We start from the raw sequence: 26978 nt of genomic DNA on the forward strand, positions 1-26978 counted from the left end.
GAAATAAGATGAGTTTGAATCCGAGAGATATCGTGGTGGTTGACGGTGTTCGTACCGCCATGGCGAAAGCGAAAAACGGCGCCTTCCGCAACGTGCGTGCCGAAAACCTCTCCGCTGCCGTCATGCAGGCGCTGTTTACCCGAAATCCGAACCTGGATCCGTCGGAAGTGGATGATGTGATCTGGGGCTGCGTTAACCAGACGCTGGAACAGTCCATGAACATCGCCCGCAACGCGGCGATCATGACCGGCATTCCGCGCTCGGTACCCGCGCAAACGGTCAACCGCCTATGCGGTTCTTCGATGACCGCGCTGCATATTGCCGCTGCGAACATTAAAGCCGGCATGGGCGACTTCTACGTGATTGGCGGTGTGGAGCACATGGAGCACGTTCCCATGGCCCACGGGGTCGATGTAAATCCGGCCGCCAGCAAGTACGCTGCCAAAGCCGCCATGATGATGGGCCTGACGGCCGAGTTGCTGGGTAAAATGCACGGCATTTCTCGTGAAGATCAGGATAAGTTCGGCGTGCGCTCGCATCAGCGTGCTCAGGCGGCGATGGAGAAAGGCTACTTCGATAACGAGATTATCGGCGTTGAAGGCCACGACCAGCGTGGCTTCAAAGTGCTGGTAAAAAACGACGAAGTGATTCGCGCCGATGCCAGCCTTGAGTCCATGGCGAACCTGAAGCCCGTGTTTGACCCTCGTAACGGTACCGTTACCGCAGGTACCTCTTCGGCGCTGTCGGTGGGTGCATCTGCGATGGCGGTCATGAGCTACGAGCGCGCCCAGGCGCTGGGGCTGGAGCCGATTGCCAAAGTGCTCTCGACCGGTGTGGCGGGCTGCGATGCCTCCATCATGGGCTATGGCCCGGTGCCCGCGTCCAAGAAAGCCTTGAAAGCGGCTGGTTTGTCCGCGGCGGACATTGAAACCGTCGAGCTGAACGAGGCGTTTGCCGCACAGGGGCTGCCAGTGTTGAAGGACCTAGGCTTCCTAGACGCTATGGACGAAAAAGTGAACCTGCACGGCGGTGCCATTGCCTTGGGTCACCCGTTGGGCTGCTCCGGGTCGCGCATTTGTACGACGCTGCTGAACGTCATGCAGCAGCGCGATACCACCTTGGGCCTAGCCACCATGTGTATTGGCATGGGGCAAGGGGTTGCCACGGTGTTCGAGCGTTTGAAGTAATACGCGCTCTTCCCCGTGATGAAAACGGCACCCTGAGCGGTGCCGTTTTTCGTTTCAAGGCGTTAAAACAATCCGTTATCCAACCCGGCAGCGAGAGTCATGCCCAACTCCTCGGCTTGGCGGATAAACGCCTCCTGCCACTCGCCACGAAAAATCAGCGGGTCCTGAACCCAGCGCCAACGTAGCCCTGTGACGATGCTCTCCACCGCCCGACGAGTACCCGTGCCGTCATGTCCTGCGCGGATATAAAGCGCGCAGGGCAGGCCCTGCTTCTCGTCCAGTACCCCGTAGTAGCTGCGGTCGAAAAAATCTTTCAGCGCGCCGCTCATGGTGCCTAGGTTTTCAGTCGTTCCCAGGACGATGCCATCGCAATGGAGGATGTCCGTTGGCCCTGCTTCGAAGGGCGTTTTGACGATGCACGTCACGGATTCGATATCGTCATGTTTTGCCCCTCGCTGCACGGCATCGCACAAGGCACGGGTATTGACGGAAGGGGAGTGGGCGACGATTAATAAGCGTTTCATTCGACGTTCTTCAGGCAATTGGCGGTGAGTTCAAGAGGTGCCACACTGTAAGCACTCCATGGCACAGCCTAGTCGCCTTTGGGTACACCCATCAAACGCTCTTACACGGCATCTTGGATAAGGTATCAAGCGTTGAACGATCAACCAGGGAATTGCGTCATGCGTCAGCAGGCCAAAGCGATAGGGATCGCCACTCTTTGTACATTGACACTCTTACTGGCGGGGTGTGCAGGGCAATCACGCCCGACTGCCGATGACGACCGCCCGACGGCTACCGCTCTTCATCAAACGGCGTCAGCGCCCAGCGCGCAAGAAGGGCCGCCTTCCACCGTGGCGCATGCCGACGATTGGGCGCCGCCGCTACAGGTGAGCCCAGAAGAAGAAGCCGCCTATTACGTCAGCCGATTAGCGGACCGTCGATTCGTCAGCCAGTATGGCGGGCCCGATAACCCAAGGCCTTGGTACATTGCTGCGGAACGTTTGGGCGAGATTGGCATGCCTGCCGTGCCCCTGCTGTTTGCTAGGCTTCATACTGATGACGCGTATGAACTGATGTTGGTGCTGTATGCGCTGCAGTTAGCCACCCAGGACCCACTCGTGACTTTTCAGACAGGGGGGGAGTCCGTTCGACTGCCGACGGTACTCGACCCTAGTGCCAATCAGGAGAATCGGCGCATTGCACGGCAGTGGTGGGAGAGTTACTCCACGCAGTTAGAGTTACGCTAAATTCTTCGCTACATTACGTTTTGCTATCACACCCGTCGCATAGGAGAGCATTATGGCTTTTGCACTATCTTCAATGAGCGTCACCAGCTCGGCGTTTGCACATCACCAAGCGATTCCTGCCAAGCACACCGGCGAGGCCGAAGACGTGTCCCCAGCGCTGTCGTGGGAGGGGGCCCCGGAAGGTACCAAGGGCTATGCGGTGATCTGTCATGATCCGGATGCGCCATTGGTGAAGGAGGGCGGTTACGGTTTCGTTCACTGGGTGCTTTACAACTTGCCTGCTGAGACCACCTCGCTGGAAGAAAATACCGCGTTGGGAACGTCTGGCATGACTGATTTCGGCAAGCCAGGATACGGTGGGCCCATGCCTCCCGAGGGGCATGGCAGCCACCTTTACTATTTCTGGGTGCTGGCGCTGGACGAACAGACGTCACTGCCCGAGGGGCTGACATTGCCTGAGCTACTCACCGCCGTGGAGCCCCATCTGCTGGGAATGAATCGTCTGGTTGGTACCTACCAGCGCGGCTAATACGGCACCAGGCTGGAGCATTGCGCTCAAGCCGTGTAGGCTCCGTCGCTTGCTACTGTTTGCCTGACTGTCTGCTGCGATGGAGCCTTTGATGAGTGACCTGCCTAACTGCCCTGCCTGTGCCTCCGAGTTTACCTACGATGATGGCCTGCAATATGTCTGCCCCGAGTGTGGCCATGAATGGTCGGAAGAGGCGAACGACAGCGATGCGGTCTCGGATGGCGGCATTCGTGATGCAAACGGCAACCTGCTCGCCGATGGTGACTCGGTGACCGTGATCAAAGACCTCAAAGTCAAAGGCAGCTCCTTGGTCGTCAAAGTAGGCACCAAAGTGAAGAACATTCGATTGGTGGACGGCGATCACGACATCGACTGCAAAGTCGAGGGTATCGGCCCAATGAAACTGAAGTCGGTGTTCGTCAAGAAAGCTTAAACGTCACTCCTTCTTTTAAAGCCTGCCGCTTGCGAGCAGGCTTTCTTTTGTCGTGTGCCATAGCTTTCCTAAATGATAATGATTGGCTTTTTTGATGTTATCAGCCGCGAACGTGCTAAGAAGTCGCGCTATTTGATAAGGATTTTGCAGAAGGGCTTCACATCAAATTTATACAGGACTAAAATGGTACCCAATTAACGGGTAGGCCAACGGCTCGGCCCCACGCGATGGCAAACGGAGTGACTATGCTCAAGCTTTCTCGGCTGACAGACTATGCCGCTGTGGTGATGGCGCAAATTGCCCGTCATCCCCAGGCGTCGCATGCGGCGGCTGACTTAGCAGAAGCGGTACAGCTGCCCCATCCCACCGTGAGTAAAACCTTAAAAATGCTGGTGAAGGCTGGACTGTTAGAGTCTCAGCGCGGTGTTCAAGGGGGGTACCGCCTGGCACGCCCCGCGTCGCACATCACGGCGGCCGACATCATTAGCGCCATCGAGGGGCCTGTCGCGATGACCGAGTGCAGCCAAGCGGAAGGCGAGTGCGACTTAGTGGCTACCTGCGGTGTGGCCGACAATTGGCAGCGGGTATCACTGGCCATTCGTACGCTACTCGAAAGCGTGACGCTGGCGCACCTGGCCGACACGACGCCCATCAAACTGCCCGTACAGTTACCGATTCAAAGCATTAGCCTATCGGCGGCATCGGCATAAGCCGTTAGGCCTATCACCCTATTGACGGCGAGCTAACCTCGCCACCCAACTGCCCGGAGGGTATCACCATGGCAAGCGAAGAAATGGAACAGTTGGTTCGTCGCGAGTACAAAGATGGTTTTGTAACCGATATTGAAAGCGACACACTGCCACCTGGCCTGGATGAAAACACCATCGCCTTCATCTCCAAGAAGAAAGGCGAGCCGGAGTGGATGCTGGAGTGGCGCCTGGACGCTTACCGTCAGTGGTTGAAGATGGAAGAGCCGTCCTGGGCACACCTGAACTATCCGCCCATCGATTACCAAGAGATCTCCTATTTCAGTGCGCCCAAGCGCCCTGAGGATCGTCCCCAGAGTCTCGACGAAGTCGACCCCAAACTGTTGGAAACCTACGAAAAGCTGGGTATTCCGCTGCATGAACGTGCAGCCTTGGCAGGTGTGGCCGTCGATGCGGTTTTCGACTCCGTCTCTGTCGCGACGACCTTCAAGAAAGAGCTGGCCGAAGCAGGCGTGATTTTTTGCTCCATCTCCGAAGCGATTCGCGACTACCCGGATCTGATCAAGCAGTACCTCGGCACCGTCGTGCCCGTAGCGGATAACTACTTCGCTGCCCTGAACTCTGCGGTGTTCACCGATGGCTCGTTCGTCTTCGTACCGGAAGGCGTGAAGTGCCCGATGGAACTCTCCACCTACTTCCGTATCAACGCGGCCAACACGGGCCAGTTCGAGCGGACGTTGATCATCTGTGAAGACCGCGCCCAGGTCTCCTACCTGGAAGGCTGCACCGCGCCAATGCGCGACGAGAATCAGCTGCACGCTGCCGTGGTCGAACTGGTCGCCCTGGATGACGCCTACATCAAATACTCCACCGTTCAGAACTGGTATCCCGGTGACGAAGAGGGTAAAGGCGGCATCTACAACTTCGTGACCAAGCGTGGCGATTGCCGTGGCGAGCGTTCACGCATCAGCTGGACGCAGGTAGAAACCGGATCGGCGATTACTTGGAAATACCCCTCTTGCGTGCTGCGCGGTAAAGACAGCATTGGTGAATTCTATTCTGTTGCAGTAACGAACGGCCGCCAGCAGGCGGATACCGGCACCAAGATGATTCACATTGGTGAGGGCACGCGTTCCTACATCGTGGCCAAGGGGATTTCGGCGGGTAAGAGCGACCAGTCCTACCGTGGCCTCGTCAAGATCGGGCCTCGTGCCAAGGGGGCGCGTAACTTTACCCAGTGCGATTCGCTGCTGATCGGTGACAAGTGCGGGGCGCACACCTTCCCGTACCAAGAGATCGGTAACAGCACGGCGACCATCGAGCACGAAGCAACGACTTCCAAGATCGGTGAAGATCAGCTCTTCTACTGCCAGAGCCGCGGTATCTCCGAAGAGGACGCGGTCAGCATGATCGTGAACGGCTTCTGTAAAGACGTTTTCCAAGAGCTACCGATGGAGTTCGCGGTAGAAGCGGAAGCGCTGCTGAACGTTACCCTGGAAGGCGCGGTGGGCTAACCGCTCCGGCACCCAACACCATTTTTAGGGCGTCGCGCTCGCGACCCGCATGTATTCAAAAGGCGATCACTATGTTGCAAGTTAATGATTTACACGTCACCGTCGAAGGCAAAGAGATTCTGAAAGGCCTGACACTCACCATCAACGCCGGTGAAGTGCATGCCATCATGGGCCCCAACGGCGCGGGTAAATCCACGTTGTCAGCGGTTATTGCTGGTAAAGATGGCTACGAAGTGACCCAAGGCAGCATCACGTTCGAAGGTCAGGACGTGCTGGAAATGGAAATCGAAGAGCGCGCCCAAGCGGGCCTGCTGCTGGGTTTCCAATACCCGGTCGAAATTCCGGGCGTGAAAAACATCTACCTGCTGAAGTCCGCGCTTAACGCTCAGCGCGCTGCCCGTGGTGAAGGTGAAATGCCTGCCCCCGAATTCATGAAGCTGGTAAAAGAGAAGCTCGGCTTCATGAAAATGGACGCCAGCTTCCTGCAGCGTGCGGTGAACGAAGGTTTCTCCGGCGGTGAGAAAAAGCGCAACGAAATTCTGCAGATGCTGGTACTGCAGCCGAAGCTGGCCATGCTGGACGAAATCGACTCTGGCCTCGACATCGACGCCATGAAAGTCGTCGCCGATGGCGTGAACAGCCTGCGTGCCGAAGAGCGCGCCATTCTGCTGGTCACCCACTATCAGCGCTTGCTGGACTACATCGTACCGGACAAAGTCCACGTACTGGTCGACGGCCGCATCGTCAAAACCGGCGATGCCGAGCTCGCCAAAGAGCTAGAGGCCAACGGTTACGAAGGCATTGAGGAGTCCGTGGCATGAGCGATACCCAAACCTTTCTGGACACGCTAGCGGCGCGCAGTCAGCAGCGCGCTGGCGAGCCCACCTGGATCGCCGCTCGCCGTCAGGCGGGCGCGGCCCGCTTCGAAGCGATGGGCTTTCCGACCCGCCGTGATGAAGAGTGGAAATACACCGATGTCCGTGCCATCGCCCAGGGCAACTTTGCGTTGGCAGAGAGCGCCGAGTTCTCCCAGGCCCAGGCGGCTGCCATCACGCTGCCCCTGGATGCTTACCGGTTGACGTTCGTGGACGGTGTGTTCTCGGCAGCGCTGTCGGACCTCGATGCGCTTCCCGGCAGCGTTCAGGTCATGCCGCTCTCCAAGGCGCTGACGGATAACCATGAAGCCGTTGGTGGTCCGTTGGGCCGTTTGACCGGCGTCGACTTCTCGCCCTTTGCCGCGCTGAACACGGCGTTCATGGAAGAGGGTGCCGTGGTTCGCATCGCGCCGGGCACCGTCGTCGAAAAGCCTATCTTGCTGCAGTTCCTGTCTCGTGCGGGCACGCCGGTGATGAGCCACCCGCGCATTCTGGTGGAAGCGGCTGGGCGTAGCGAAGCCACGTTGATCGAGCACTACGTAGGCGAGGCGGATGCCGCCAACTTCACCAACGTGGTGGCTGAGTTGATGCTGGATCGTGGGGCGATTTTGAACCACTACAAGCTGCAGGAAGCGCCGCTTGGCGATCTGCACGTGGCGAGCATCCATGTAGAGCAAAATCGTGATAGCCGTTACACCTCGTACAACCTGAATCTGGGCGGCGCGCTGGTACGTAACGACCTGATCAGCGATTTGAACGGGCAGGGCGCTGAAACGAACTTCTATGGGCTGTTCTTTGGCCAGGGGCGTCAGCACGTGGATAACCACACCAAGGTCAACCACAACGCCCCGCTGACGTTCTCGAACGAGAACTACAAAGGCATTCTGGATGACCGCGCTCACGGTGTCTTCAATGGTAAGGTCTACGTGAAGCGTGACAGCCAGAAGATCGAAGGATTCCAGAGCAACCAGAACCTGCTGCTATCGGATCGCGCGCAAATCGACGCAAAACCCGAGCTCGAAATCTACGCCGACGATGTGAAGTGTTCGCACGGCACCACCACCGGTCAGTTGGACGAGGACGCGATCTACGCACTGCGTACCCGCGGTATCGACGAAGCCACCGCCCGTGGCCTGCTGACGCTGGCGTTCGCTGGAGAAGTGCTAGAGCAAGTGGCGTTGGATGCCATTGCCGAGCGCGTCGAGCTAGCGGTGGCGGGCAAGTTGCCGGAGCGTTTCAACTTGGCCGGACTGGTCGAAGCGGCGGCTGCGCTCAACGATTAATCAAGGAGTCATCGATGCCCCATAGCGTGATTGAGAAGCCCATGGCGGGCAGCACTGCGGCGTACGACGTTGAGGCGCTGCGTGGCGACTTTCCGATTTTAAATCGTCAAGTGCACGGTAAGCCGCTGGTCTATTTGGATAATGCGGCCACCAGCCAAACGCCCCAGCAGGTGATCGAGGTATTTAGCGACTACTACTCGCGCTACAACGCCAATATTCACCGTGGGCTGCACACGCTGGCCGATGAAGCAACAGCGGCTTTCGAAGCCACGCGCCATCGTGTCAAAGCGTTTCTCAATGCCGAAGATGCCCGTCAAATCATCTTCACGCGGGGTACTACCGAGGCGATCAACCTCGTCGTTCAAAGCTGGGGGCGCAGTGAGCTCAAGGCGGGCGACGAGGTGTTGATTTCTATGCTGGAACACCACTCCAACATTGTGCCTTGGCAGCTGCTGGCAGCCGAGCGTGGGTTCACCATCAAGGTGATTCCGGTCGATGACCACGGTGCGCTCGATATGCAGGCATACCGTGAACTGTTGAATGAGCGTACCAAGCTGGTGGCCGTCAACCACGTCTCCAATGCGCTGGGCACGATCAACCCCGTGAAAGAGATGGCGGCATTGGCGCATCAGCAGGGCGCACTGATCCTGGTCGATGGCGCGCAAGCCACACCGCATCAGCAGGTCGATGTGCAGGAGATCGATGCCGATTTCTACGCCTTCTCGGGCCATAAAGTATACGGTCCTACGGGTATTGGCGTGCTCTACGGCAAGCAGGCGCTGTTGGAGGCTATGCCGCCATGGCAGGGCGGTGGTGAGATGATCAAAACCGTCTCCTTCGACGTTGGCACTACCTTTGCGGGCATTCCCCACAAGTTCGAAGCGGGCACCCCCGCCATTGCTGAGGTCGTGGCCCTGGGCCGCGCTTTGGAGTGGATGGAAGGCATCGGTGTCGATGCGATTGGCGCCTGGGAGGCCGTGTTGCTGAATCATGCCACTCAGGCCGTCAGTCAAATCGACGGGCTGCGTATTCTGGGAACCGCGCCACACAAAGCGGGCGTGCTCTCCTTTGTGGTCGAGGGGGCACATGCCCAAGACATTGGTCTGCTCATCGATCAGTTGGGCGTCGCGATTCGCACCGGGCACCACTGCGCTCAGCCGCTGCTTCACCATTTTGGTGTCGAGGCCACCTGTCGCGCATCGTTTGCTGCGTATAATACGCTCGATGAAGTGGATACCTTCGTGGCGGCGCTTAACCGCGTAATTGGGATGGTACGTTAAGGACTGCTATGGATATCGAGCAAGTGGCTAGCCTCGAACGAGGCCAACAACTACCGCTGCAGCGTGATGTGGACGCCATTGCCATTCCGTTTGGAAAAACGGAAACGCTGGCGGAAGATAGCGTCGTCAGTGTGATGCAAGCCAAGGGCAGCTCGGTGAGTGTCGGATTTCAAGGGCGTTTGTACTTGATCGAGGGGCGGCACTTGGACGCGCTGGGTCTAGAACCGCTCCCCCGGCCGACGCTTCCTGAGAGTGCCAGCGATGAAGAGATCGAGCAGTTCGTATGGGACCAACTGCGCACCTGCTTTGATCCGGAGATTCCGGTCAATATCGTCGATTTGGGGTTGGTGTACGGCTGCCGTATCGAACGCTTGATTAGCGGTGAACGGATGGTCACTATCCGTATGACGCTGACCGCGCCAGGTTGTGGGATGGGAGACGTGATTGCCGCCGATGCGCGCAATAAAATTTTGGGGGCACCGCAAATTAACAAGGTGCATACCGAAATCGTCTTCAGTCCGCCCTGGAGCCGTGACATGATGAGCGAAGAAGCCAAGCTAGAGCTCGGCATGTTCTAACCCCTGTTGGGGAGCTGGATGCACAGCCTGTTATTACGTTGGATGAAGCGTTTGCTAATGTCGCTAGGAGCCTTGTTGCTGCTGGCGACATTGCTGTTTATAGCGGGTAATTTATGGGTGCTGGCTAGCACTTCCCGCTACATCGACGGCCATTTGGAGCAGTGCCGACCTACCGATGTGGCCATCGTCTTTGGCACGTCCCACTGGACCCGCAGCGGGCTCAGAAATCCGCACTTCCATGCCCGAATGCGCACCTCTGCCCGGCTGGTGGCCGATCAGCGCGTGCAGCACTTGTTGCTATCGGGAGATAACCGCACTCAAGCGTACAACGAGCCGCGCGCCATGTGGCGAGACTTATACCGCCGTGGCGTGGCCGCCGACCAGCTGACGATGGATTTCGCGGGCTTCAGTACCTACGACACCCTGGTGCGCGCGCGGGATGTATTTCAGCTACAAGAGGCACTGCTGGTCACTCAAAGTTGGCACTTGCCGCGCGCGCTGTTCATTGGTCGAGCACTGGGAATGGACGTGACGGGCTGCATAGCGGAAGAGCAACCAGCCGCCGATGAGTGGCGATTGAGGGCGCGGGAGTGGGTGGCGCGTATTGCGACCGTGGGTGATCTCTATCTCTGGGGAAGAGAGCCGTACTTTCTTGGTCCCGCCGAACCCATCGAGCTTCGCCGTAGCAAAGATGCCCGAGAGGCGTCGGAAGTGTTAGAACTAGACGGCGTATGGCTGTTACAAGACCGCTTAGAATCCGGCAGGGAGACGCAGTAGGGCATCACAGGTTTTGAGTATGCCAAGGTCGACACCCTCAAAGAGCCGCCGATCAACGGCGGGTCTTGCGTTTTTGCAGGCTGTAGAGCTCACGGATGAGTTTGCGACACCCTTGCATGCACTCATCCACGACGGGCTCGATGGGGTCGGGCAGAGGGTGCGTGAATAGTGTCGAGAGGGCCTGCATGAGCACACGCTCTTGTTCCAACAGCTCATTGATCAGTACTTGACTATCGTTGCCCACGAAACTCTTCAAACGGCTCCACAGCCATAGAAAGTCATCCCGCTCGACATCGGCATCCCGAGGCAGCATTTTCAAGTGCGCACGGGCGAGTTCCTGCAGCTTGCGCATCTGCTTGAGTCGCTCGGTATAGTGCGGCTTCAGTGCATCGCGCAGGGAGGGGCGCAGGCGTTCGATATTGTCCTGGAAATAATCAATGCTATCGGCCAGCGCTTCCAGAACGCTGTCCATCGCCACTTGGCGATTGTCGAGAAACATGAGCGTCTACCTCCTTCGGTGACGCAGATTGTGGGGGTGGCAGCGTTGATTTGCCACCCCTAATAGGGATTATTTTTGCATTTGCCCGTTAGCCTTTAGGCTTGGGCGGCGCCTTGCGCGCAGGAACGGCGTTCTTTTCGATGTGCTCGATAATCATGCCCGCAATGTCCTTACCGGTTGCACTCTCGATGCCCTGCAGTCCCGGCGATGAGTTGACCTCCATGATCACCGGGCCGTGGTTCGAGCGCAGCAAGTCTACCCCCGCCACGCGAAGCCCCATGGCCTTGGCCGCACGAATGGCGGTAGAGCGCTCTTCCGGCGTAATGCGAATCACACTGGCGGTGCCACCGCGGTGCAGGTTGGAGCGGAATTCGCCGTCCGCTGCCTGACGCTTCATCGAGGCCACGACCTTATCGCCAATCACGAAGCAGCGAATGTCCGCACCGCGAGCTTCTTTGATGTACTCCTGCACCATGATGTTGGCTTTCATGCCCATGAAGGCCTGAATCACGGACTCTGCCGCTTGGTTGGTTTCTGCCAGGACCACGCCGATTCCCTGAGTGCCCTCTAGGAGTTTGATGACCAGCGGGGCGCCTTTCACCATGGTGATCAGGTCGGGAATGTCGTCCGGGGAGTGGGCGAAGCCGGTGATTGGCAGACCCAGCCCCTTGCGAGAGAGCAGTTGGAGCGAACGCAGCTTGTCGCGTGATCGAGTAATCGCCACCGAGTCGTTGATGACGTAGGTGCCCATCATTTCGAACTGGCGCAGCACCGCGCAGCCGTAAAAGGTCACCGATGCGCCGATGCGGGGGATGACCGCATCGAACGGCTCGATTTCTGCGCCTTTGTAATGAATGGAGGGGTGGTGTGAGGCGATGCTCATGTAACAACGCAAGGTATCGACCACGCGAGCGGTATGGCCGCGCTGCTCGGCGGCTTCTACCAGTCGGCGGGTAGAGTAAAGGTTGCGGTTACGGGAAAGTAGGGCAATGTGCATGCAGGGCTCCGGGCCAAAAAAGGGATTGTTGAAATGTGTTTAAGGCTCGCCGTGCAAAAAAGCCGCGCCGGGGGCAACTAGGAGGCGGCGCATGGCCCGTCTGCCTAGCAGCATCGCGTGGCGCATATTGCTACGGTCGGTCAGTGTTAGTTCAACCGGAAAATTCAGTTCGCCCAGTTGCATGGGAGTTCGAATGACATAACGCCACTCGCTATGGCCGTTCGAGCTGGTAACGCGGCGACGGTCGTGCAAATGTAACCGGTAGCGGTGGGCAGGCGTCTCGGGCCCACCGCTGTGAGTCAGAAAGCTTACCCATAGCTGCCCGTCGGCATCTTCATGGGTTTCGATCTCTTCGGCGTGCAGCGCCGATGTTCGCGCGCCGGTATCGGCTTTGCAGCAAAGGTGAAGCCCTAATTCAGGTAACGTCACCATTTCGCGGCGGCCGATGACAGCTTTGGCCTGATAGGGTAATTCCTTCACAGCGCACTCCTGACGATATAAGAGAAACAAGACATAGTGATGACGCTTCCTGCTAGCCTTTTGGGGAAGGCTGCATGGCCGATAAACGCGTTTGAATGGCGGAACCCATGGGCGCGTCACGCAGGGTTAGCATAACGGGTAAGCGTAGCCGAGGAATCAACGCAATGTCCCGTACCGCAGCCGCAAAGTGGCTGCGCTCGTCTTCCGCCAGACGTTGCAGGAAGAGAGGGAGGCGTTCGGCGTCTTCCAGCAGCGGCCACCCGCGCCCGGCCATGGCGGCCATCAAGTCAGGGCCGCACGCGGCCGAGTCGTTTAGCAGTTGGGTGTACCACGTGCCTGCCGTTGCCGCAGACGAGCTGCCTACCGCGCGCACGCAGGCGCACAGCGTCTCTAGGTCACCGTCACTGGCGGCGTGTTCACCTCGCAAACGTAGGGCATCGACCAGGGCGTCCGGTAGGGCGCGGTGCTCTAAGCAGTAGCAGAGGGAGTGGATGACGCTTGTCGGCAGGTCGGGAATGCGACCGGCGAGCGCGTCTGCCGTCGCGGTATCCAAGCGAACGACGTAATCGGCAATGCCTTGTAGCCCCAAGGCTTGCCAATCGATCGACTGTTGACCGCTCAGATACGCCTCTACTGGCTCAAGGTGCTGGCTGGCCGGTAAGCCGCTCGCATGGGTGGCCCGGGCATTGAGCATGGCCTGAAAGGTAATGTCCGGCGTAAACGCCAGTGGATTATCTTTCATCAGGTGATCGACATCGGCGGTGTCGGCTGCGTCCAGGTCGGTCGCGGCGGCGTTGCGTCCTAGGGTTTCCAACAGACGATTGATAAACCCGTCACGCTGGGCAGGCGAGAGCATGCCTTGCTCATCCAGCGGCAGTGCCAAGAACCAAATGGCAGGCTCTTCCATGGCCCCCAAACGGAAGACAATGGCGAGCCGTGCCTGACCCTGCCAAGGCTCGGGCCATGCGTATTCGGCGTTCTCGAAAGCGCGCAATACGTCTCGTGGACACGCCGTGACCCGGCGCCCCATATGGTAAAGCGATACCTCCGCACCGCTGCGCGTAAAAAACTCATCAAGGGTGTGAATTGGCTGCATGACATCCTTCCGCTTTTCAAGCCTGCACTCTACCTTGCTGGTTTGCCACTGTCAGCCGCAACCGTTGATTAATCCGTGCTTTATTGTCTAAGTGGTTAAAAATTGAACAACTTTGCGTAAGCCGCGTGAGAGTAGCGGTGGCGACACCTTTCCATAGTTTATCCACAGCCTCTTGCAGGTTTTCTGTGAATCTGTGAATAACGCCTTAGAGAGAGGCTCGCGAGTGGCAACTTACCCACAGAGTTGGGATAATGGGCGTCAACATTGACCAACCCCAAGGTGTTTATGAGCGTCCATCAACAGCTTCAAACCGCGCTTCTTGAGCTTGAAGCCGCCATGAAGGCCGCGAATTTGTGGCGCACCCCCACGCCCGATGCGTCGGCATTTGCCAGCCAGCAGCCTTTCTGTATCGATACCATGTCGCTGCCTCAGTGGGTGCGCTATGTGTTCATTGCGCGTTTGAACGCGTTAATCGATGCCAAAGCTGCCATGCCTGCCAAGTGCGATGTCGCTCCGGCGGTGGCGGCTTACATGATGCAGGAGAAAGCGCGTGCCAGCGATCAGGTGCTGGTCGTCAAGGCGGTGGAGCGGGTCGACCAAATCGTCACCGAGAACTAAGTGCGACGTACCGTCAACGACAATGCCCAGGGCGAACGCCCTGGGCATTTTTTTGCCGCGACTGCGTGGACTCAGAAGCGGTAGCTCAATCCCGCCATGACCACCATGGGATCGATGGCCACAGTGCCTGCAGCAGCCCCATTGATTTTGGCGTCGGTGTCGATGTCCAGGTACCACGCCGCAGCGTTCAGTGCCCAGTGTTCGTCGATCAGTAGGTCGACCCCCACTTGGGCGGCGGCGCCCCAGGCGTCGTCCAGCTCGAGTTCGCCAATGGCTAGGCGCTCATCGGAAAAACGCGTGTAGTTGATGCCCGCGCCGACGTAGGGTTGCACCGGCGACTCGCTACCGCCCAACGGATAGTATTGCAGGGTCAAGGTGGGCGGCAGGTGTTTGGTGGAGGCGAGATGGTCGCCGTTGAGGGCAATGTTGTGCTCGAAGGGAAGCGCGGCCAGTAACTCGACACCTACCTTATCGTGGAAGCGGTAGCCTAGTGTAAACGCAGGGCCGGTTTTGTCTTGAACATCGACCGCGAAAGCCCCACCGGCCAGCGAGCCGTTGTCGCTCTTGGGCGCCACCTTGGCGACCCCCACGCGGGTGAAAATATCGCCCGCCCCATAGGCGAACGCCTGGGAACTGGCGGCTAAGGTAGCGGCGGCAAGTCCGGCGGTGAATAGAGTGGGCATTGATAAAAGGCGCATAGCGTGGCTCCTGGACGATCGTGTGAGGATGGTGGGTTGCGTTAACCCTGGAGCCAGTGTATCGAGCCAGTGCGAGAGCGTTATTGACCTGGGGCAAAGGGGGAGGGGGTTGGGGAGTTCGTAGGGAGTGCTGGCAGAGAACGCTGCCCTTAAAAAAGCTCAGCGGGTTTCCCCGCTGAGCCTGCTGCATCAAACCGACGTATTACGCGTCTTGACGGTCGATGTGCTTGTATTCGCCAGCATCCGCCGTCACGCTGCTCACCACCAGAATGGCGATGAACGAGGCGATGAAGCCAGGAATGATTTCATAGATGCCCGGTCCTCCCATGAAGGAGCCGTTCCAGCCCAGGGCAATCCACAGCATGACGGTCACGGCACCTACGATCATACCGGCAACGGCGCCCGCACCGTTGGTGCGTGACCACATCAGCGACAGGATGATCAGCGGGCCGAAAGCCGCACCGAAGCCTGCCCAGGCGTTACTCACCAAACCCAGTACCTGAGAGTTTTCGTCCGAAGCAATGATCGCGGCGACGATACCCACCAGCACGACGCAGATACGGCCCACGGCGACGCACTGCTGCTCCGAGGCTTTCTTATGCAGGAACAGGCGGTAGAAGTCTTCGGTCAACGAGGAAGAGGACACCAGCAGCTGACTGGAAATGGTGCTCATGATGGCCGCCAGCAGCGCGGCATAGAGGAAGCCAGTGATCAGCGGGTGGAACAGCAGGTTGGCCAGCACGATGAAGATGGTTTCCGGATCCTGAACGTCCAAGCCGTTGCGAATGGCATAAGCGCGACCAAAGATACCCAGAGACACGGCACCAATCAGCGAGATGAGCATCCACGCCATGCCGATGTTACGGGCCGTCGGTACGTCTTTCTGCGAACGGATCGCCATGAAGCGCACGATGATGTGCGGCTGACCAAAGTAGCCCAAGCCCCAGGTGACCGCTGAGAGCCAACCAATGAACGTGAGACCTTCGGACCAGGACAGCAGCGTGGGATCGACTTCATTGAGCGTCTGAGACGCCTGCGAGAAGCCGCCGCCGCCTTCACCGAACAGTACGACGGCAGGCATGATGATCAGCGCCAGCATCATGATGCAGCCCTGAACGAAGTCCGTCATGCTCACGGCGAGGAAGCCGCCTACGACGGTGTAGATCAGTACCACGCCCAGGGTGATGATCACGCCCATGGCGTAGTTGCTCATGTCACCGAAGTTGTAAACGCCGGTGAAAGCGCTTTCGAACAGTTTGCCACCCGCGACGAGGCCTGACGCGGTGTAGACGGCAAAGAAGATCACGATGACGACGGCCGATACCGTGCGTAGCGACAGCGCGCGGGTCGGGAAGCGGTTGGCCAAAAAGGCCGGGATGGTAATGGCATTGCCGTAGTGAATGGTTTGTTCACGCAGGCGCGGCGCTACCAGCAGCCAGTTGAAGAACGCACCCACCAGAAGGCCGATGCCGATCCAGGCAGAGCCCAGGCCAGAAACGAACATGGCACCGGGTAGCCCCAGCAGCAGCCAGCCGCTCATGTCCGACGCGCCCGCTGAGAGGGCCGCTACCTGTGGACTGAGGGTACGCCCCCCCAGCATGTAGTCTTCAGAGGAAGACGTGGCCTTGCGCATTGCATAAACGCCAATGGCGATCATCAGCGCGAAGTAACCGAATAAGCTAATCCATACACCTGTAGCCATGAAACTTCTCCAATGTGTGAGGACGACGCTACGCTACGTACAAAAGCATCGGCGGGTGCTGACCCTTTTGTACACGGCGAGCATCGACAGGGGCTGCGTTGGCCGAATCGTCACGGCCATGACACAGCCTTGTTGTTGTTAACCCTGAGTCGTGATGTCACTACCAGCCGTCGCGCCTTCGCGAGACGAAGCATGAGAGAGTTGATGGGTACGCGTGTGTGCAAAGTTCCCCGTGCCCGGTGGGCGGCCTAGACAGGCCGCCCGTGCCAGGGCCATTGCTCTATTATTGTCAACCATGAGACGGTTCCTTTTCAGGAGTTCAGGTTAGTTGTATTGATGAGCCGTTTACTCATCCCCTAGCGCCAGAAGCGACGCGTTGCCACCTAGGGCGGCGGTGTTGTTAGTAATCGTTTTCTCGGTCACGAAGCGCTGCAGGTAGTGCGGTCCGCCCGCTTTCGGGCCGGTGCCGGACAGCCCTTGGCCACCGAACGGCTGAACGCCAACAACAGCCCCGATGATATTACGGTTGATATACACATTGCCTACTCGAATTTTCTGCGCTATTTCAGCGGCAAAGGATTCGTTACGGCTATGCACCCCAAACGTCAGGCCATACCCCCGGCCGTTGATGTCATTGATGACCTTATCAAGCTCGCGTGCTTTGAAGCGCACGATATGCAGCACCGGGCCAAACTGCTCGCGCGTCAGGGCGTCGATGCTGTCGATGGTAAAGGCCACTGGCGGTACGAAAGTGCCGTGTTGGGTATGCTCCGCGGTCATCGGCGTTTCAGCGACCAAGCGGTTTTCGCTTTTGAGCTTTTCGATGTGCGCCATCAAGCCGTTGCGCGCGTCTTCATCGATGACGGGGCCGACATCGGTACCCAGGTCGCGGGGGTCGCCAATGCGCAGTTCGCTCATTGCACCCTTTAGGATTTCAATGACGCGGTCAGCAACGTCTTCCTGAAGGTAGAGCACCCGAAGGGCCGAGCAGCGCTGGCCAGCACTCTGGAACGCTGATTGAATGACATCCACGACGACCTGCTCGGGCAGGGCGGTGGAGTCAACGATCATCGCGTTCATGCCGCCGGTTTCAGCGATCAGCGTGGGGAGCGGCGCGTTTTCGCGGGCGGCCAGCGCGCGGTTGATGATTTGCGCCGTGTCGGTACCGCCGGTGAAGACCACGCCGGTAATGCGTGGGTCAGAGGTCAATACGCTGCCTACGGTCGGGCCATCCCCCGGCAGCAGCTGCACCACGTCACGGGGCATACCCGCTTCGTAAAGCAGTTCGATGACGCGGTGAGCGACAATAGACGTCTGCTCAGCGGGTTTCGCTAGCACGGTGTTGCCCGCCACGGCCGCGGCAACGATTTGTCCGCAGAAAATCGCCACCGGGAAATTCCAGGGGCTGATGGCGGCAAAAACGCCTTTACCGCCCATGGTCAACCGGTTGGATTCGCCGGTGGGACCAGGTAGCTCGATGGGCTCGCCAAACGACTCCTCGGCACGCATGGCGTAGTAGCGGCAGAAATCGACCGCTTCCTTGATTTCATCGACGCCATCGGTGAGCAGCTTGCCGCCCTCGCGGGAGCAGAGTGTCATCAGCTCCGCCATGTGCTCTTCCATCAGGTCGCCCAGCCGACGCACAATCGCAGCGCGTTCGGCAACGGGCGTTGCGTCCCAGCGTGGGAAGGCTTCCCAAGCCGCATCGAGGGCTTTGGCCGCCTGCTCTTTGCTGGTCCACTGCACGCTGCCAACGGTTTGGCGGCGATCAAAAGGCGAGGTCACGCTATGCGTGTTAGCGCTGTCGTCTGCCACATCAAAGGCCAGTAGCGGCTTGGTGGGGTACTGCTTGTCCATGAACCCGCTCATTTTTTCCATCAGCGGGTAGTAGTGGCTACGGATGTTGAGGTTGACCCCACGGGAGTTGCGACGCTTCGGCCCATAAATGTCTTTCGGCAGCGGAATACGCTTGTTGTAGAACGTCTTCTGCTGGCGCAGGGTGTCGATGGGGTGCTGGCAGAGCGACTCCACCGGCACGTCCGGGTCGACGATCTGGTGGACGAAAGACGAGTTAGCGCCGTTTTCCAGCAGGCGACGTACCAAGTAGGGCAGCAGGTCTTTGTGGGCGCCAACCGGTGCGTAAATACGGCAATAGGTGCCTTTGGGAGCACGCTCGAGGGCCGCGTCGTAAAGCGCTTCGCCCATACCGTGCAGGCGCTGGAATTCGAACGGGCGGCTGTCGTGGTTCGCCAGCTCCAGAATGGTCGTGACGGTGTGGGCGTTGTGGGTCGCAAACTGAGGGAAGATACGGCCACGGGTATCGTCCGACAGCAGGAACTGTGCGCAGGCTAGGTAGGCCACATCGGTACACGCCTTGCGGGTGTAAACCGGGTACCCGTCAATGCCCAGCTGCTGAGACTCTTTAATCTCGCTGTCCCAGTACGCGCCTTTGACCAACCGCAGCGGAATTTCATCGCCTTGCTCGTCGGCCAAGCGGTTGATGTAGTGCAGCACCGGCAGCGCACGCTTGGAGTATGCTTGAACGACCAGACCAAAGTGGCCCCAACCTTTGACGGCGTCGCTTTGATAAATCGCCCGGAACACTTCCAGTGAAAGCTCCAGACGATCGACCTCCTCGGCGTCGATGGTGACCGCGACATCCAGCTCGCGCGCTTTGCTGACCAGTTGGATGACGGTATCTACCAGCTCGGCCAACACCTGCTCGCGGCGGCCAAACTCATAGCGCGGGTGCAGGGCAGAGAGTTTGATGGAGACCGAAGGGGCGGGCGTTTTGTCGCCAAGGGACTTACACGCTTTACCGACCTGCTCGATGGCGCGTGCGTAATCGTCAAAGTAGCGCTTGGCATCGGCACGGGTGCGTGCGGCTTCGCCTAGCATATCGTAGGAGTAGGTGTAGCCTTTATTGAACAGCGGCTTGGAACGCTTTAGCGCTTCATTGATGTCGCGACCCAGGACGAACTGCTTGCCCATGATTTTCATGGCTTCGGTCATCGCCCGGCGAATGACCGGCTCGCCCATGCGGTTCACCATGCGATTGATGAAGTGGGCGGGCTGGCCCTCTTTCGGGTGATCGAGCTTCAATACCCGTCCGGTCATCAGCAGGCCCCAGGTCGAGGCGTTGACCATCCAGGACTCGCTCTTGCCCACGTGGGACTGCCAATCGGCTGGCCCCAGTTTGTCTTCGATCAGCGCATCGGCGGTGGCTTTGTCCGGAATACGCAGCATCGCCTCGGCAAGACACATCAGCATCAGCCCTTCGTGGGTATCCAGGCTGTACTGCTGAAGCAGCTCGTCGATGGTGTCGACGGCGGTGTCCATGTTGCGAACGTCGCGCACCAGCGCTGCCGTGTTGGCCTCAATGCGCGCGAAATCGTCTTGGTCGGCGTTGAGCAGCTTGATCAGCTCGCCTACATAGGCATCTTCATCGACGATATAGTGTTCGCTGACACGCTGCATCAGCGTATCAAGGTCGGTTTGCCAGGTGGCAGGGTCACGCATTTTTTTAGCATTGAGCATTGAGGCCCCCGTAAGACAGGTCTGAAACGAACAGCATGAACGGATAGCTGTGTCAGCTAATGTTTAAAAGTGGTGGCAGGGCAGGTGCCCAGGCTGACGTTCGAATGTAGAGCTAGCCGCCGTTAGGTGTATGTCGTTTTCGTGGCAAAACGTGTCAATTTCTCGGCAAGCGGTGCCCATTTACGACTTTAGTAGAGTTGGCTGACGCTTGCGAGGGGCCCATCCAACGACGTTTATAGTGTAGCGTCTCGTTAGCTATCGACGAGACGAGAGAACGCCTGACCCCGTTGGGGGCTGGCGGTAGATAACACCGTTGAAGGGCTCGCCGAACGGTGACCGGTATCGAGAGATGGCCCCGTCAATCCTTGGCGTAACTGGCGCGGAGAGGCACCGTAGCTGCGTCGAAACGCGTGGGATAGGGCGCTTTGATTGGCGAACCCGGTTTGAATGGCAATATCGGTGAGCGGCAGGCGGCTCTGCATGATGAGCTGTCGCGCCGCATGAAGGCGCTGCCGACGAACGTACTGCCAGGGCGAAAGGCCGGTTTGGGCGCGAAACCGTTCGGAGAAGTGCGCCTCGCTCAGACAGGCAAGTTTAGCCAGATCTGCCACGCGCAGCTCGTCTGCCAAATGGCGGCGTATGAAGCGGTCAATTTGATCGAGATCGATGCGACGCTGGGTTGCCGTACTCGACGCCCCCAGGCGCGCCTTTAGCGAGCCGAGCAGCGTAGCGGCCAGTCGGTCCTGCTGAAAAGAGGTCGCAGAGTTGTCAAATCCTCGGGCGAGCTCACTCTCAACGAAGGTGAGGTAGTGGCGTAGTGGGCTGTCCAGAGCGAAAAAGCGTGGCGCATCGAAGAGCGCCACCAATTCACGATGCTCGCCTGTCAGGGCGGGCGCATCCTCGGGAAGGTCCAAAATGAGTTGGCGGTTGTGGCCGTTGCCGGAATAGTAGTGCTCATGATTAGCGGGCACGATGCAGCCGGAAAACGCATTCACTCGTCCACCCAGCCCTTCGATTTCGAACTCTGAGGAGCCGCAAAGCGTAATCACGATCTGGTGAAAATCGTGGGAGTGATGCTTCGTCGCCGTTTCCAAGGGAATTTGACGAATGGTGCTCGGCATACGGTTCTCCTCGTCGCTGCAGCGTGGTTAGCGCTGACGAAGCGCTGTATGTGCCGCTAAATGATCGCGCAGTGCTTTTAGCTCTGCGTAACCCTCTTGATTGAGCAGCGGTTTGCCTTGGGCAATTTGCCAGCGCCTGCCATGGGTATCCATCAGGTGGGACGCTCGGCGGCGAATATTGTCGAGATACTCGTCGTGGCGAATGGGGTAGCCAATCAAGGCGTTCCATTCCGTCTCGCTCACGCTGCTCTCCAGGGCTTTGTCAAAAAGGGCGATCAAATCCTTGGGTTCGGTACGATAGCGGGGTGTTCCTGCGTTCATCAGCACTAGCAGTACGGCGCCCATCACGAGTACACACACGCCTAACACCAGTAGATAAAGTGCCATCTTATGCTCCCGCCCGCATCAAGATGGACGCCAAGTTCAGCGCCCGTATCAGAGTCGATGCCCAGTATACGCCTGCGTCCGGCGAGACGAAAATTTTAACCTTTTGCGAACTTTTTCCCTGAGCAGTGTCTGAGAGTGTACAGGCAACATCGCGATGGCAGTCGCTAATAGTGTTGTTCTGGCTATTGTTTTCGATCCCTTGCTTCCGCTGCTTATTCAAGCAGCGGTTTTTTTTGTAGGTATTTTTTTATAGGTTTTTTATAGATATATGGGGCAAAGCCCGAGGGCTTAGGTATTCACGTGCTTAATGACGACGAATCGTGAGTAAAGCCATGAGAATATCCCGACGCGTGACGATGCCCACCAAGCGTTGCTGCTCGACGACCGGGTAAATTTTCGGCTTGGCACCGAGCATTTCCTGCGCGAGATCGGTCACGCTTTTGTTGGGCGAGGTGGTCAGCACGTCTTGACGCATGAGTTCCCGCACCAAGGGAGCCTCGTGGTCATGATAAATGCTATCGAGCACGTGCCCCAAGACATCCTGCTCGGAAATGAAGCCGATCAAACGGTCCGACATATCCACGACCGGCGCCCCCGGCAGCCGATGCAGTGCCAGCCCTTGGGCGAGTGTCGTGATGGATGTCTCTCCTGAGACGCGGTAGCAGTCGCGGGACATGATGTCTCGAACGGTGTCCGGAATGTTTTTGTTCATGAGGGCGCTCCTTATCATCATCGGCAGGCTGCCGCCGATTCTCTTACTGTAGGTGATTTAACTCACCCTGCGCTGCCCCCATACTGTCTCTATTCAACGCTTTGCTTTTTTAAATAAGCCTCAACCGCTGTGAGGAGTCGTGATGGACGCTCGTGAATACCTAAACCGTAAAGGCGTCGGCCTGGATCGAGATCCTGACAAGCCCAATACGCTGGAAGAGAAAGCCTGGGAGCGTGCCCGTGGCTCGGGTCAGCGTCGTCCCAAGGCAGGCACGCCCCACGATTGGGAAGATTGGGAGCGTTACCATGACGACCTGGCCGACGGTGCGGATTCCCTGGAACAAAAAATCGACAAAGAAGCGCACCGTCGAGCGCTCGCTCAAGAAAAGGCGGCCTCCGAACGAGCCAATGCGCCCGTCGAGCACTTTACGCCTGCGCCGGTGGTGAAAGAGGCCACGACCCGCTCGGAGCCCTCTTCCGTCGTGACGGACAGCGCCACCCCCGACGAGCCGGCCTCACTGCAGTGGGCGTACCGCGCGCTGGCCGTGTTACTACCGCCCCTCGCCCTGGGGTTGACCAATGGCGGTGCTCGACGTGTCGTCATCAGCGCACTGCTGACGCTGGCGGGCTGGCTCCCCGGCGTTATCTATGCGTTCGTGTGGTTGAACAAGCGCTAGCTTTCTCTTTTGCCGCTAGCCCATTGGCAGGAGAGGCGAATGACGTATAATTCCCGTCAACTAACTCTTTGTTTGAGGTTTACGAATGGGCTATCTGGTAGGCGTAACGGCGCTATGGGCGTTTTCGTTCTCGTTGATTGGGGTCTACCTCGCTGGTCAGGTGGACAGTTACTTTGCCGTGCTGGTACGGGTCACTCTGGCGATGCTGGTGTTTCTCCCTTTTTTACGTCCCAGCCTGCTGCGCGGTAAACAGCGGTTGGCGTTGATGGCGCTGGGCGCCATTCAACTCGGCGTGATGTACACCTTCTTTTATCACTCCTTTTTGCTGCTCTCTGTGCCGGAAGTGCTGTTATTCACCATTTTCACACCGGTGTATATCGCGCTGTTGGACGACCTGATGTTCAAGCGTTTTACGCCGATCTATTTGGTCACCGCTGTCTTGGCGGTGATCGGTGCGGGCGTCATTCGCTACGATGGAGTAGATAGCGGCTTTTGGTTAGGTTTTCTGGTCGTGCAGGGCGCCAACCTCTGTTTTGCCATTGGGCAAGTCGGCTATCGCCGTTTGGCATCCGACCTGCCGCCCACGCTGGCATGGCACAACGTGTTTGGCTGGTTCTTCATCGGTGCTATGCTGGTGGCGCTGCCTGCTTTCTTGCTGTTCGGCAATAACTCGGCGCTGCCCACCACGTCGCTGCAGTGGGGGGTGCTGGCCTGGCTGGGGCTCGTGGCGTCGGGCGTTGGGTATTTCGCCTGGAACCAGGGCGCCACGAAGGTCGATGCGGGCACGCTCGCCATCATGAACAATGCGTTGGTCCCCGCAGGCTTGGTCGTCAACCTCGTCATCTGGAATCGCGATGCCGAGCTGGACAAGCTGCTGCTGGGGGCGGCCATCATGGGTGCTTCGCTATGGCTGAACCACTGGTGGCTGCAGCGCCGAAAGGTAGCGGCTGCCGCAAGCTAAACCGCTGATTTGCCCGGCGCTAGGAGCACTTCTGCCGCGCCGGGTGATTTGCTCGATACCGCCTTCCTCTCCATAATGTGGGTTGATGCTAGCGAGAGTCACCCATGTCTAACACCCCATCGTCAAGCTCCCATACCGGTAGCCCGCGTCACCCAGCGAAGCCCTTCAAGACGATCGGCTTGATTGGCCGCCTTGGCAGTGACAAAGTCGTCGACTCGCTGCAACGCTTGGTCCGCTATTTGACCGAGCATGACTACAAGGTACTCATCGAGGACCGAACCGCCACGGCGCTGCCGCAGCACGGTTTGCCCGAGGCGAGCCGCCGTATGCTGGGCGAGCTATGCGATCTCGTGATCGTGGTGGGCGGTGACGGCAGTTTGCTAGGGGCCGCCCGTACTCTGTGTCGCAGCGGCACGCTGATTCTGGGCGTTAATCGTGGGCGGCTGGGGTTTCTTACCGATATTTCACCGGATGAGCTAGAGCATCGCGTTGGCGAAGTCTTGGCGGGCGAGTTCGAGGTGGAGGAGCGTTTTCTGCTGGATGCGGTGCTCTATCGCAATGGGGTGGCGGTGGGCAGCGGCGACGCGCTGAACGAAGTCGTCGTGCACCCTGGAAAAGCGGTGCGCATGATCGAGTTCGAGCTGTTCATCGATGGACAATTCGTTTACAGCCAGCGCAGTGATGGACTGATCGTAGCCACACCAACGGGCTCCACAGCCTATGCGCTGTCCGGTGGTGGGCCAATCATGCATCCCAAGCTGGATGTGGTGACGCTAGTGCCCATGTTCCCACACACGCTCTCGAGTCGGCCCATCGTGATCGATGCGGCCAGTGAAATACGCATTCATATCGGCGAAACCAACCAGACGTACCCGCATATCAGTTGCGATGGCCAAACGCGCGCGGTGGCCAAACCTGACGATGTGCTGGTCATCACCCGTAAGCCGGAGCGCGTTCAGTTGGTGCATCCCATTGGGCACAATTTCTACGACGTGCTGCGCAGTAAGCTCGGCTGGAGCCATCGGCTAGGGGATTGATATGGAGGGTTACGACCTCATCGGCGATGTCCATGGCTGCGGCGCGACGTTGGCAGCGCTGCTCGAGAAGCTGGGGTATCACCAGCGGCGTGGTGTCTACCGTCACCCCCGACGCAAAGTGATTTTTTTGGGCGACCTCATCGATCGCGGGCCACGCATTCGACTTGCCGTTACCATTGCCCGGCGCATGGTGGAGGCGGGCGAGGCGCATATCGTCATGGGGAACCACGAATACAATGCGCTGGCCTATACCCACCCTGCGCCACGAGGCAGCGGCAAGCGCTGGCTGCGTGAGCACACGCCGCGCCACAATCGCATCATTCAAGACACGCTCGATCAATACCGCGACCACACCAACGAATGGGAAGATACGCTGGCATGGTTTAAAACCATCCCACTCTTTTTAGAGGTGGACGGCATTCGCGTCGTGCACGCCTGCTGGGACGCGACGCTGATCCATGAACTCAAGCAGCGTGCGCCCTCTGCACGGATGGATAGCCAGTTTTTGGTGGAATCCACCGACCCGACGTCCCAGGCGTATCGCATCCTTGATCGACTCACTCGTGGCCCCCATATACCGTTACCGACCGGGGTAGCGATTCACTCAGGGGATGGTTTCACCCGGCAAAGTTTTCGTGCGCATTTTTGGTCGGCCAACCCGCAGCAGTGGGGCGATGTCGTGTTTCAACCCGACAACTTGCCCGGCGACCTAGAGACGCAGCCGTTGAGCCAGAGCGAACGACAGCGGCTAAGTTATTATGGGCCCGACCAGCCGCCGCTCTTCATTGGGCATTATTGGTGTGAAGGGATTCCTGCGTTGCCAGCTCCCAATATCGCTTGCTTGGATTATAGCGCCGTCAAATTTGGTCGTTTAGTGGCATATCGTTGGAGCGGCGAAACACAGCTTAATGCCGATCATTTCGTTTGGATTCAAGTGCCTAGAGAAGAGCGTGCGTTACCTAAGCCGTGGGAAATCGATTTTGATTAAGCGGGCGACCAAAGCGTTACATATGGTTACATAATTTTTGCAAAACAGCTGAACTAACCCCGTTGCCGGATATCAGAGTAAGTGTTCCCTTGAATGATCCCTTGCTTTTATCCGGCGGCCCCCTCCGCCGGATTTTTTTGTTTATCCGTTGGCCCTCTGGCGCTCAGGCGCACGACCACTTGGATAGTAGGGAGATGCCATGCATCCCGTCATGCTCTTACCCACGGGCGCAGACACACAGGCACTGCGCAAAGCGTTATGGCACTACCGTATTGGCCATCGCATTACGGACGAAGCCGAGGGCCAGCTGCTTTGGGTGGCCGACCCTCGTCAACGTGACGAGCTCCAGGCCGTCGTCGGGCGGTGGGAGCGGGGTGAACCGCTGATTCTCGACGGGGCTCGACCGCGGCGAGCCGCCAACGTCCAGCATCTCACCACGACGCTGCGTCATGTCCCGGTGACGGCTCTCATGATCGGTGTCAGCCTGCTGGTATTCGCCTTGAGCGGCGTGTTTGGCGATTTGCTGGTCGTGGCCCTGACCATCGTGCCGGTGGGTATTTCCGGCGGTCAGCTGGTGTACGGCTCGTTAGCGGACACCGTGATGGGAGGGCAGGTGTGGCGTTTGCTATCCCCCGCGTTTTTGCACTTCGGTTGGATGCACCTGATTTTCAACCTGATGTGGGTATGGTATTTCGGCCGACAGATCGAACAGCGCCAGGGCAGTAAAATGATGCTATTACTGCTTCTCGTCGCCGGTATTGGTGCCAACTTGGCGCAATACGTGACTGGGACGGTGCTGTTTGGTGGCATGTCTGGCGTGGTGTATGCGTTGCTGGCCCATGTGTGGCTTATGTCCCGCCGTGCCCCGCAAAGCGGTTTCTTCGTGCCGCAAATGCTGGTGGTCTTCATGCTCGGCTGGATGGTGTTCACCATGACCGACATCGCCAGTACCGTCGGCTTTGGCAACGTGGCCAATGAAGCTCACTTGGGCGGGCTGCTCGTGGGGCTCGCCTCGGGCTGGTATTATTCCTCCCAACGTAGAAAAGCCTAACGCCG

Annotated in this window: 28 protein-coding genes; 17 read left to right on the forward strand and 11 right to left on the reverse strand. The window is 58.5% G+C overall.

From position 1 onward, the window contains the following. The first annotated feature begins 8 nt into the window (after window positions 1-8). Window positions 9-1187: an acetyl-CoA C-acyltransferase FadA gene (fadA, locus tag CTT34_RS06905; RefSeq protein ID WP_159341774.1), complete on the forward strand. Its 1179-nt coding sequence runs from the start codon at window positions 9-11 to the stop codon at window positions 1185-1187. Between the two features lie 62 nt (window positions 1188-1249). Here the strand turns inward: fadA and CTT34_RS06910 are convergent, their stop codons facing one another. Then, window positions 1250-1711, reverse strand: coding sequence for a flavodoxin family protein (locus tag CTT34_RS06910; protein WP_159341775.1), 462 nt, complete (start codon window positions 1709-1711; stop codon window positions 1250-1252). Window positions 1712-1870: 159 nt separating this feature from the next. On the opposite strand from CTT34_RS06910, the gene CTT34_RS06915 reads away from it, so the two are divergent. The 10 genes from CTT34_RS06915 (at window position 1871) to CTT34_RS06960 (ending at window position 10413) form a co-directional block, all read left to right on the forward strand. Then, window positions 1871-2437, forward strand: a complete 567-nt coding sequence (locus CTT34_RS06915) for a hypothetical protein (RefSeq protein ID WP_159341776.1) — start codon at window positions 1871-1873, stop codon at window positions 2435-2437. Window positions 2438-2489: 52 nt separating this feature from the next. Continuing rightward, a complete protein-coding gene (locus CTT34_RS06920; RefSeq protein ID WP_159341777.1) occupies window positions 2490-2966 on the forward strand; it encodes a YbhB/YbcL family Raf kinase inhibitor-like protein in 477 nt (158 codons plus the stop codon). Between the two features lie 91 nt (window positions 2967-3057). Continuing rightward, complete coding sequence (locus CTT34_RS06925; protein ID WP_159341778.1) at window positions 3058-3399, forward strand: zinc ribbon domain-containing protein YjdM; 342 nt, start codon at window positions 3058-3060, stop codon at window positions 3397-3399. A gap of 245 nt (window positions 3400-3644) precedes the next feature. After that, complete coding sequence (locus CTT34_RS06930; RefSeq protein WP_159341779.1) at window positions 3645-4109, forward strand: SUF system Fe-S cluster assembly regulator; 465 nt, start codon at window positions 3645-3647, stop codon at window positions 4107-4109. 68 nt (window positions 4110-4177) lie between these two features. Further along, window positions 4178-5620 carry a Fe-S cluster assembly protein SufB gene (gene sufB / locus CTT34_RS06935; protein WP_159341780.1) on the forward strand — a complete coding sequence of 481 codons (1443 nt, stop codon included), beginning with the start codon at window positions 4178-4180 and terminating at the stop codon, window positions 5618-5620. Window positions 5621-5691: 71 nt separating this feature from the next. After that, window positions 5692-6441 (forward strand): Fe-S cluster assembly ATPase SufC, encoded by a 750-nt coding sequence (gene sufC / locus CTT34_RS06940; protein ID WP_139528441.1) that lies wholly within the window; start codon window positions 5692-5694, stop codon window positions 6439-6441. After that, the gene (gene sufD / locus CTT34_RS06945) at window positions 6438-7778 is read left to right on the forward strand and encodes a Fe-S cluster assembly protein SufD (RefSeq protein WP_159341781.1); all 1341 of its coding nucleotides are present in this window, start codon (window positions 6438-6440) and stop codon (window positions 7776-7778) included. Before sufC ends, sufD begins: the two co-directional genes overlap by 4 nt. Before the next feature lie 14 nt (window positions 7779-7792). Next, window positions 7793-9058 carry a cysteine desulfurase gene (locus CTT34_RS06950; protein ID WP_159341782.1) on the forward strand — a complete coding sequence of 422 codons (1266 nt, stop codon included), beginning with the start codon at window positions 7793-7795 and terminating at the stop codon, window positions 9056-9058. An 8-nt stretch (window positions 9059-9066) separates the two neighbouring features. Further along, window positions 9067-9636: a putative Fe-S cluster assembly protein SufT gene (gene sufT / locus CTT34_RS06955; RefSeq protein ID WP_159341783.1), complete on the forward strand. Its 570-nt coding sequence runs from the start codon at window positions 9067-9069 to the stop codon at window positions 9634-9636. Window positions 9637-9654: 18 nt separating this feature from the next. Further along, window positions 9655-10413, forward strand: a complete 759-nt coding sequence (locus CTT34_RS06960) for a SanA/YdcF family protein (protein ID WP_159341784.1) — start codon at window positions 9655-9657, stop codon at window positions 10411-10413. A gap of 52 nt (window positions 10414-10465) precedes the next feature. On the opposite strand, the gene CTT34_RS06965 is transcribed toward CTT34_RS06960, so the two are convergent. The 4 genes from CTT34_RS06965 to CTT34_RS06980 form a co-directional block, all read right to left on the reverse strand. After that, complete coding sequence (locus CTT34_RS06965; RefSeq protein ID WP_159341785.1) at window positions 10466-10912, reverse strand: hypothetical protein; 447 nt, start codon at window positions 10910-10912, stop codon at window positions 10466-10468. Window positions 10913-11000: 88 nt separating this feature from the next. After that, window positions 11001-11909: a 30S ribosomal protein S6--L-glutamate ligase gene (rimK, locus tag CTT34_RS06970; protein WP_044629759.1), complete on the reverse strand. Its 909-nt coding sequence runs from the start codon at window positions 11907-11909 to the stop codon at window positions 11001-11003. Between the two features lie 39 nt (window positions 11910-11948). Then, the gene (locus tag CTT34_RS06975; RefSeq protein ID WP_153843938.1) at window positions 11949-12389 is read right to left on the reverse strand and encodes an ATP-dependent zinc protease family protein; all 441 of its coding nucleotides are present in this window, start codon (window positions 12387-12389) and stop codon (window positions 11949-11951) included. A gap of 52 nt (window positions 12390-12441) precedes the next feature. Then, window positions 12442-13485, reverse strand: a complete 1044-nt coding sequence (locus CTT34_RS06980) for a DUF3549 family protein (RefSeq protein WP_159341786.1) — start codon at window positions 13483-13485, stop codon at window positions 12442-12444. A gap of 285 nt (window positions 13486-13770) precedes the next feature. Here CTT34_RS06980 and CTT34_RS06985 point away from each other — a divergent pair, with 285 nt between their 5' ends. Next, a complete protein-coding gene (locus CTT34_RS06985; RefSeq protein ID WP_159341787.1) occupies window positions 13771-14103 on the forward strand; it encodes a YqcC family protein in 333 nt (110 codons plus the stop codon). A gap of 71 nt (window positions 14104-14174) precedes the next feature. Here the strand turns inward: CTT34_RS06985 and CTT34_RS06990 are convergent, their stop codons facing one another. The 6 genes from CTT34_RS06990 to CTT34_RS07015 form a co-directional block, all read right to left on the reverse strand. Then, window positions 14175-14801 (reverse strand): OmpW/AlkL family protein, encoded by a 627-nt coding sequence (locus CTT34_RS06990; protein ID WP_159341788.1) that lies wholly within the window; start codon window positions 14799-14801, stop codon window positions 14175-14177. A gap of 202 nt (window positions 14802-15003) precedes the next feature. Beyond that, window positions 15004-16503, reverse strand: a complete 1500-nt coding sequence (gene putP / locus CTT34_RS06995) for a sodium/proline symporter PutP (RefSeq protein ID WP_159341789.1) — start codon at window positions 16501-16503, stop codon at window positions 15004-15006. 345 nt (window positions 16504-16848) lie between these two features. Next, on the reverse strand, window positions 16849-20040 hold the full coding sequence (gene putA / locus CTT34_RS07000; protein WP_159341790.1) for a bifunctional proline dehydrogenase/L-glutamate gamma-semialdehyde dehydrogenase PutA: 3192 nt from the start codon (window positions 20038-20040) through the stop codon (window positions 16849-16851). 251 nt (window positions 20041-20291) lie between these two features. Continuing rightward, window positions 20292-21161: an AraC family transcriptional regulator gene (locus CTT34_RS07005; RefSeq protein ID WP_159341791.1), complete on the reverse strand. Its 870-nt coding sequence runs from the start codon at window positions 21159-21161 to the stop codon at window positions 20292-20294. 27 nt (window positions 21162-21188) lie between these two features. Further along, window positions 21189-21548 carry a hypothetical protein gene (locus tag CTT34_RS07010; RefSeq protein ID WP_159341792.1) on the reverse strand — a complete coding sequence of 120 codons (360 nt, stop codon included), beginning with the start codon at window positions 21546-21548 and terminating at the stop codon, window positions 21189-21191. Window positions 21549-21852: 304 nt separating this feature from the next. Beyond that, window positions 21853-22260 (reverse strand): CBS domain-containing protein, encoded by a 408-nt coding sequence (locus CTT34_RS07015; protein WP_159341793.1) that lies wholly within the window; start codon window positions 22258-22260, stop codon window positions 21853-21855. 142 nt (window positions 22261-22402) lie between these two features. Between CTT34_RS07015 and CTT34_RS07020 the strand changes: the two genes are divergently transcribed. The 5 genes from CTT34_RS07020 to CTT34_RS07040 all read left to right on the forward strand — a co-directional run bounded on the left by CTT34_RS07020 (window position 22403) and on the right by CTT34_RS07040 (window position 26973). Then, on the forward strand, window positions 22403-22936 hold the full coding sequence (locus CTT34_RS07020; protein ID WP_159341794.1) for a YqaE/Pmp3 family membrane protein: 534 nt from the start codon (window positions 22403-22405) through the stop codon (window positions 22934-22936). A gap of 85 nt (window positions 22937-23021) precedes the next feature. Beyond that, the gene (locus CTT34_RS07025) at window positions 23022-23897 is read left to right on the forward strand and encodes a carboxylate/amino acid/amine transporter (protein ID WP_159341795.1); all 876 of its coding nucleotides are present in this window, start codon (window positions 23022-23024) and stop codon (window positions 23895-23897) included. A 104-nt stretch (window positions 23898-24001) separates the two neighbouring features. Further along, window positions 24002-24934 carry an NAD(+) kinase gene (locus CTT34_RS07030; RefSeq protein ID WP_159341796.1) on the forward strand — a complete coding sequence of 311 codons (933 nt, stop codon included), beginning with the start codon at window positions 24002-24004 and terminating at the stop codon, window positions 24932-24934. Between the two features lies 1 nt (window position 24935). Beyond that, on the forward strand, window positions 24936-25922 hold the full coding sequence (locus CTT34_RS07035; RefSeq protein WP_159341797.1) for a metallophosphoesterase: 987 nt from the start codon (window positions 24936-24938) through the stop codon (window positions 25920-25922). Between the two features lie 199 nt (window positions 25923-26121). Then, on the forward strand, window positions 26122-26973 hold the full coding sequence (locus tag CTT34_RS07040) for a rhomboid family intramembrane serine protease (RefSeq protein WP_159341798.1): 852 nt from the start codon (window positions 26122-26124) through the stop codon (window positions 26971-26973). Window positions 26974-26978: the final 5 nt, after the last annotated feature.

Source organism: Halomonas meridiana, assembly GCF_009846525.1.
Lineage (GTDB): Bacteria > Pseudomonadota > Gammaproteobacteria > Pseudomonadales > Halomonadaceae > Vreelandella.

What these genes read in the sequence shown, in the direction of transcription:
- fadA (WP_159341774.1), top strand. Translation starts at nt 9, where the DNA reads ATGAGTTTGAATCCGAGAGATATCGTGGTGGTTGACGGTGTTCGTACC.
- CTT34_RS06910 (WP_159341775.1), bottom strand. Translation starts at nt 1,711, where the DNA reads ATGAAACGCTTATTAATCGTCGCCCACTCCCCTTCCGTCAATACCCGT.
- CTT34_RS06915 (WP_159341776.1), top strand. Translation starts at nt 1,871, where the DNA reads ATGCGTCAGCAGGCCAAAGCGATAGGGATCGCCACTCTTTGTACATTG.
- CTT34_RS06920 (WP_159341777.1), top strand. Translation starts at nt 2,490, where the DNA reads ATGGCTTTTGCACTATCTTCAATGAGCGTCACCAGCTCGGCGTTTGCA.
- CTT34_RS06925 (WP_159341778.1), top strand. Translation starts at nt 3,058, where the DNA reads ATGAGTGACCTGCCTAACTGCCCTGCCTGTGCCTCCGAGTTTACCTAC.
- CTT34_RS06930 (WP_159341779.1), top strand. Translation starts at nt 3,645, where the DNA reads ATGCTCAAGCTTTCTCGGCTGACAGACTATGCCGCTGTGGTGATGGCG.
- sufB (WP_159341780.1), top strand. Translation starts at nt 4,178, where the DNA reads ATGGCAAGCGAAGAAATGGAACAGTTGGTTCGTCGCGAGTACAAAGAT.
- sufC (WP_139528441.1), top strand. Translation starts at nt 5,692, where the DNA reads ATGTTGCAAGTTAATGATTTACACGTCACCGTCGAAGGCAAAGAGATT.
- sufD (WP_159341781.1), top strand. Translation starts at nt 6,438, where the DNA reads ATGAGCGATACCCAAACCTTTCTGGACACGCTAGCGGCGCGCAGTCAG.
- CTT34_RS06950 (WP_159341782.1), top strand. Translation starts at nt 7,793, where the DNA reads ATGCCCCATAGCGTGATTGAGAAGCCCATGGCGGGCAGCACTGCGGCG.
- sufT (WP_159341783.1), top strand. Translation starts at nt 9,067, where the DNA reads ATGGATATCGAGCAAGTGGCTAGCCTCGAACGAGGCCAACAACTACCG.
- CTT34_RS06960 (WP_159341784.1), top strand. Translation starts at nt 9,655, where the DNA reads ATGCACAGCCTGTTATTACGTTGGATGAAGCGTTTGCTAATGTCGCTA.
- CTT34_RS06965 (WP_159341785.1), bottom strand. Translation starts at nt 10,912, where the DNA reads ATGTTTCTCGACAATCGCCAAGTGGCGATGGACAGCGTTCTGGAAGCG.
- rimK (WP_044629759.1), bottom strand. Translation starts at nt 11,909, where the DNA reads ATGCACATTGCCCTACTTTCCCGTAACCGCAACCTTTACTCTACCCGC.
- CTT34_RS06980 (WP_159341786.1), bottom strand. Translation starts at nt 13,485, where the DNA reads ATGCAGCCAATTCACACCCTTGATGAGTTTTTTACGCGCAGCGGTGCG.
- CTT34_RS06985 (WP_159341787.1), top strand. Translation starts at nt 13,771, where the DNA reads ATGAGCGTCCATCAACAGCTTCAAACCGCGCTTCTTGAGCTTGAAGCC.
- CTT34_RS06990 (WP_159341788.1), bottom strand. Translation starts at nt 14,801, where the DNA reads ATGCGCCTTTTATCAATGCCCACTCTATTCACCGCCGGACTTGCCGCC.
- putP (WP_159341789.1), bottom strand. Translation starts at nt 16,503, where the DNA reads ATGGCTACAGGTGTATGGATTAGCTTATTCGGTTACTTCGCGCTGATG.
- putA (WP_159341790.1), bottom strand. Translation starts at nt 20,040, where the DNA reads ATGCTCAATGCTAAAAAAATGCGTGACCCTGCCACCTGGCAAACCGAC.
- CTT34_RS07005 (WP_159341791.1), bottom strand. Translation starts at nt 21,161, where the DNA reads ATGCCGAGCACCATTCGTCAAATTCCCTTGGAAACGGCGACGAAGCAT.
- CTT34_RS07010 (WP_159341792.1), bottom strand. Translation starts at nt 21,548, where the DNA reads ATGGCACTTTATCTACTGGTGTTAGGCGTGTGTGTACTCGTGATGGGC.
- CTT34_RS07015 (WP_159341793.1), bottom strand. Translation starts at nt 22,260, where the DNA reads ATGAACAAAAACATTCCGGACACCGTTCGAGACATCATGTCCCGCGAC.
- CTT34_RS07020 (WP_159341794.1), top strand. Translation starts at nt 22,403, where the DNA reads ATGGACGCTCGTGAATACCTAAACCGTAAAGGCGTCGGCCTGGATCGA.
- CTT34_RS07025 (WP_159341795.1), top strand. Translation starts at nt 23,022, where the DNA reads ATGGGCTATCTGGTAGGCGTAACGGCGCTATGGGCGTTTTCGTTCTCG.
- CTT34_RS07030 (WP_159341796.1), top strand. Translation starts at nt 24,002, where the DNA reads ATGTCTAACACCCCATCGTCAAGCTCCCATACCGGTAGCCCGCGTCAC.
- CTT34_RS07035 (WP_159341797.1), top strand. Translation starts at nt 24,936, where the DNA reads ATGGAGGGTTACGACCTCATCGGCGATGTCCATGGCTGCGGCGCGACG.
- CTT34_RS07040 (WP_159341798.1), top strand. Translation starts at nt 26,122, where the DNA reads ATGCATCCCGTCATGCTCTTACCCACGGGCGCAGACACACAGGCACTG.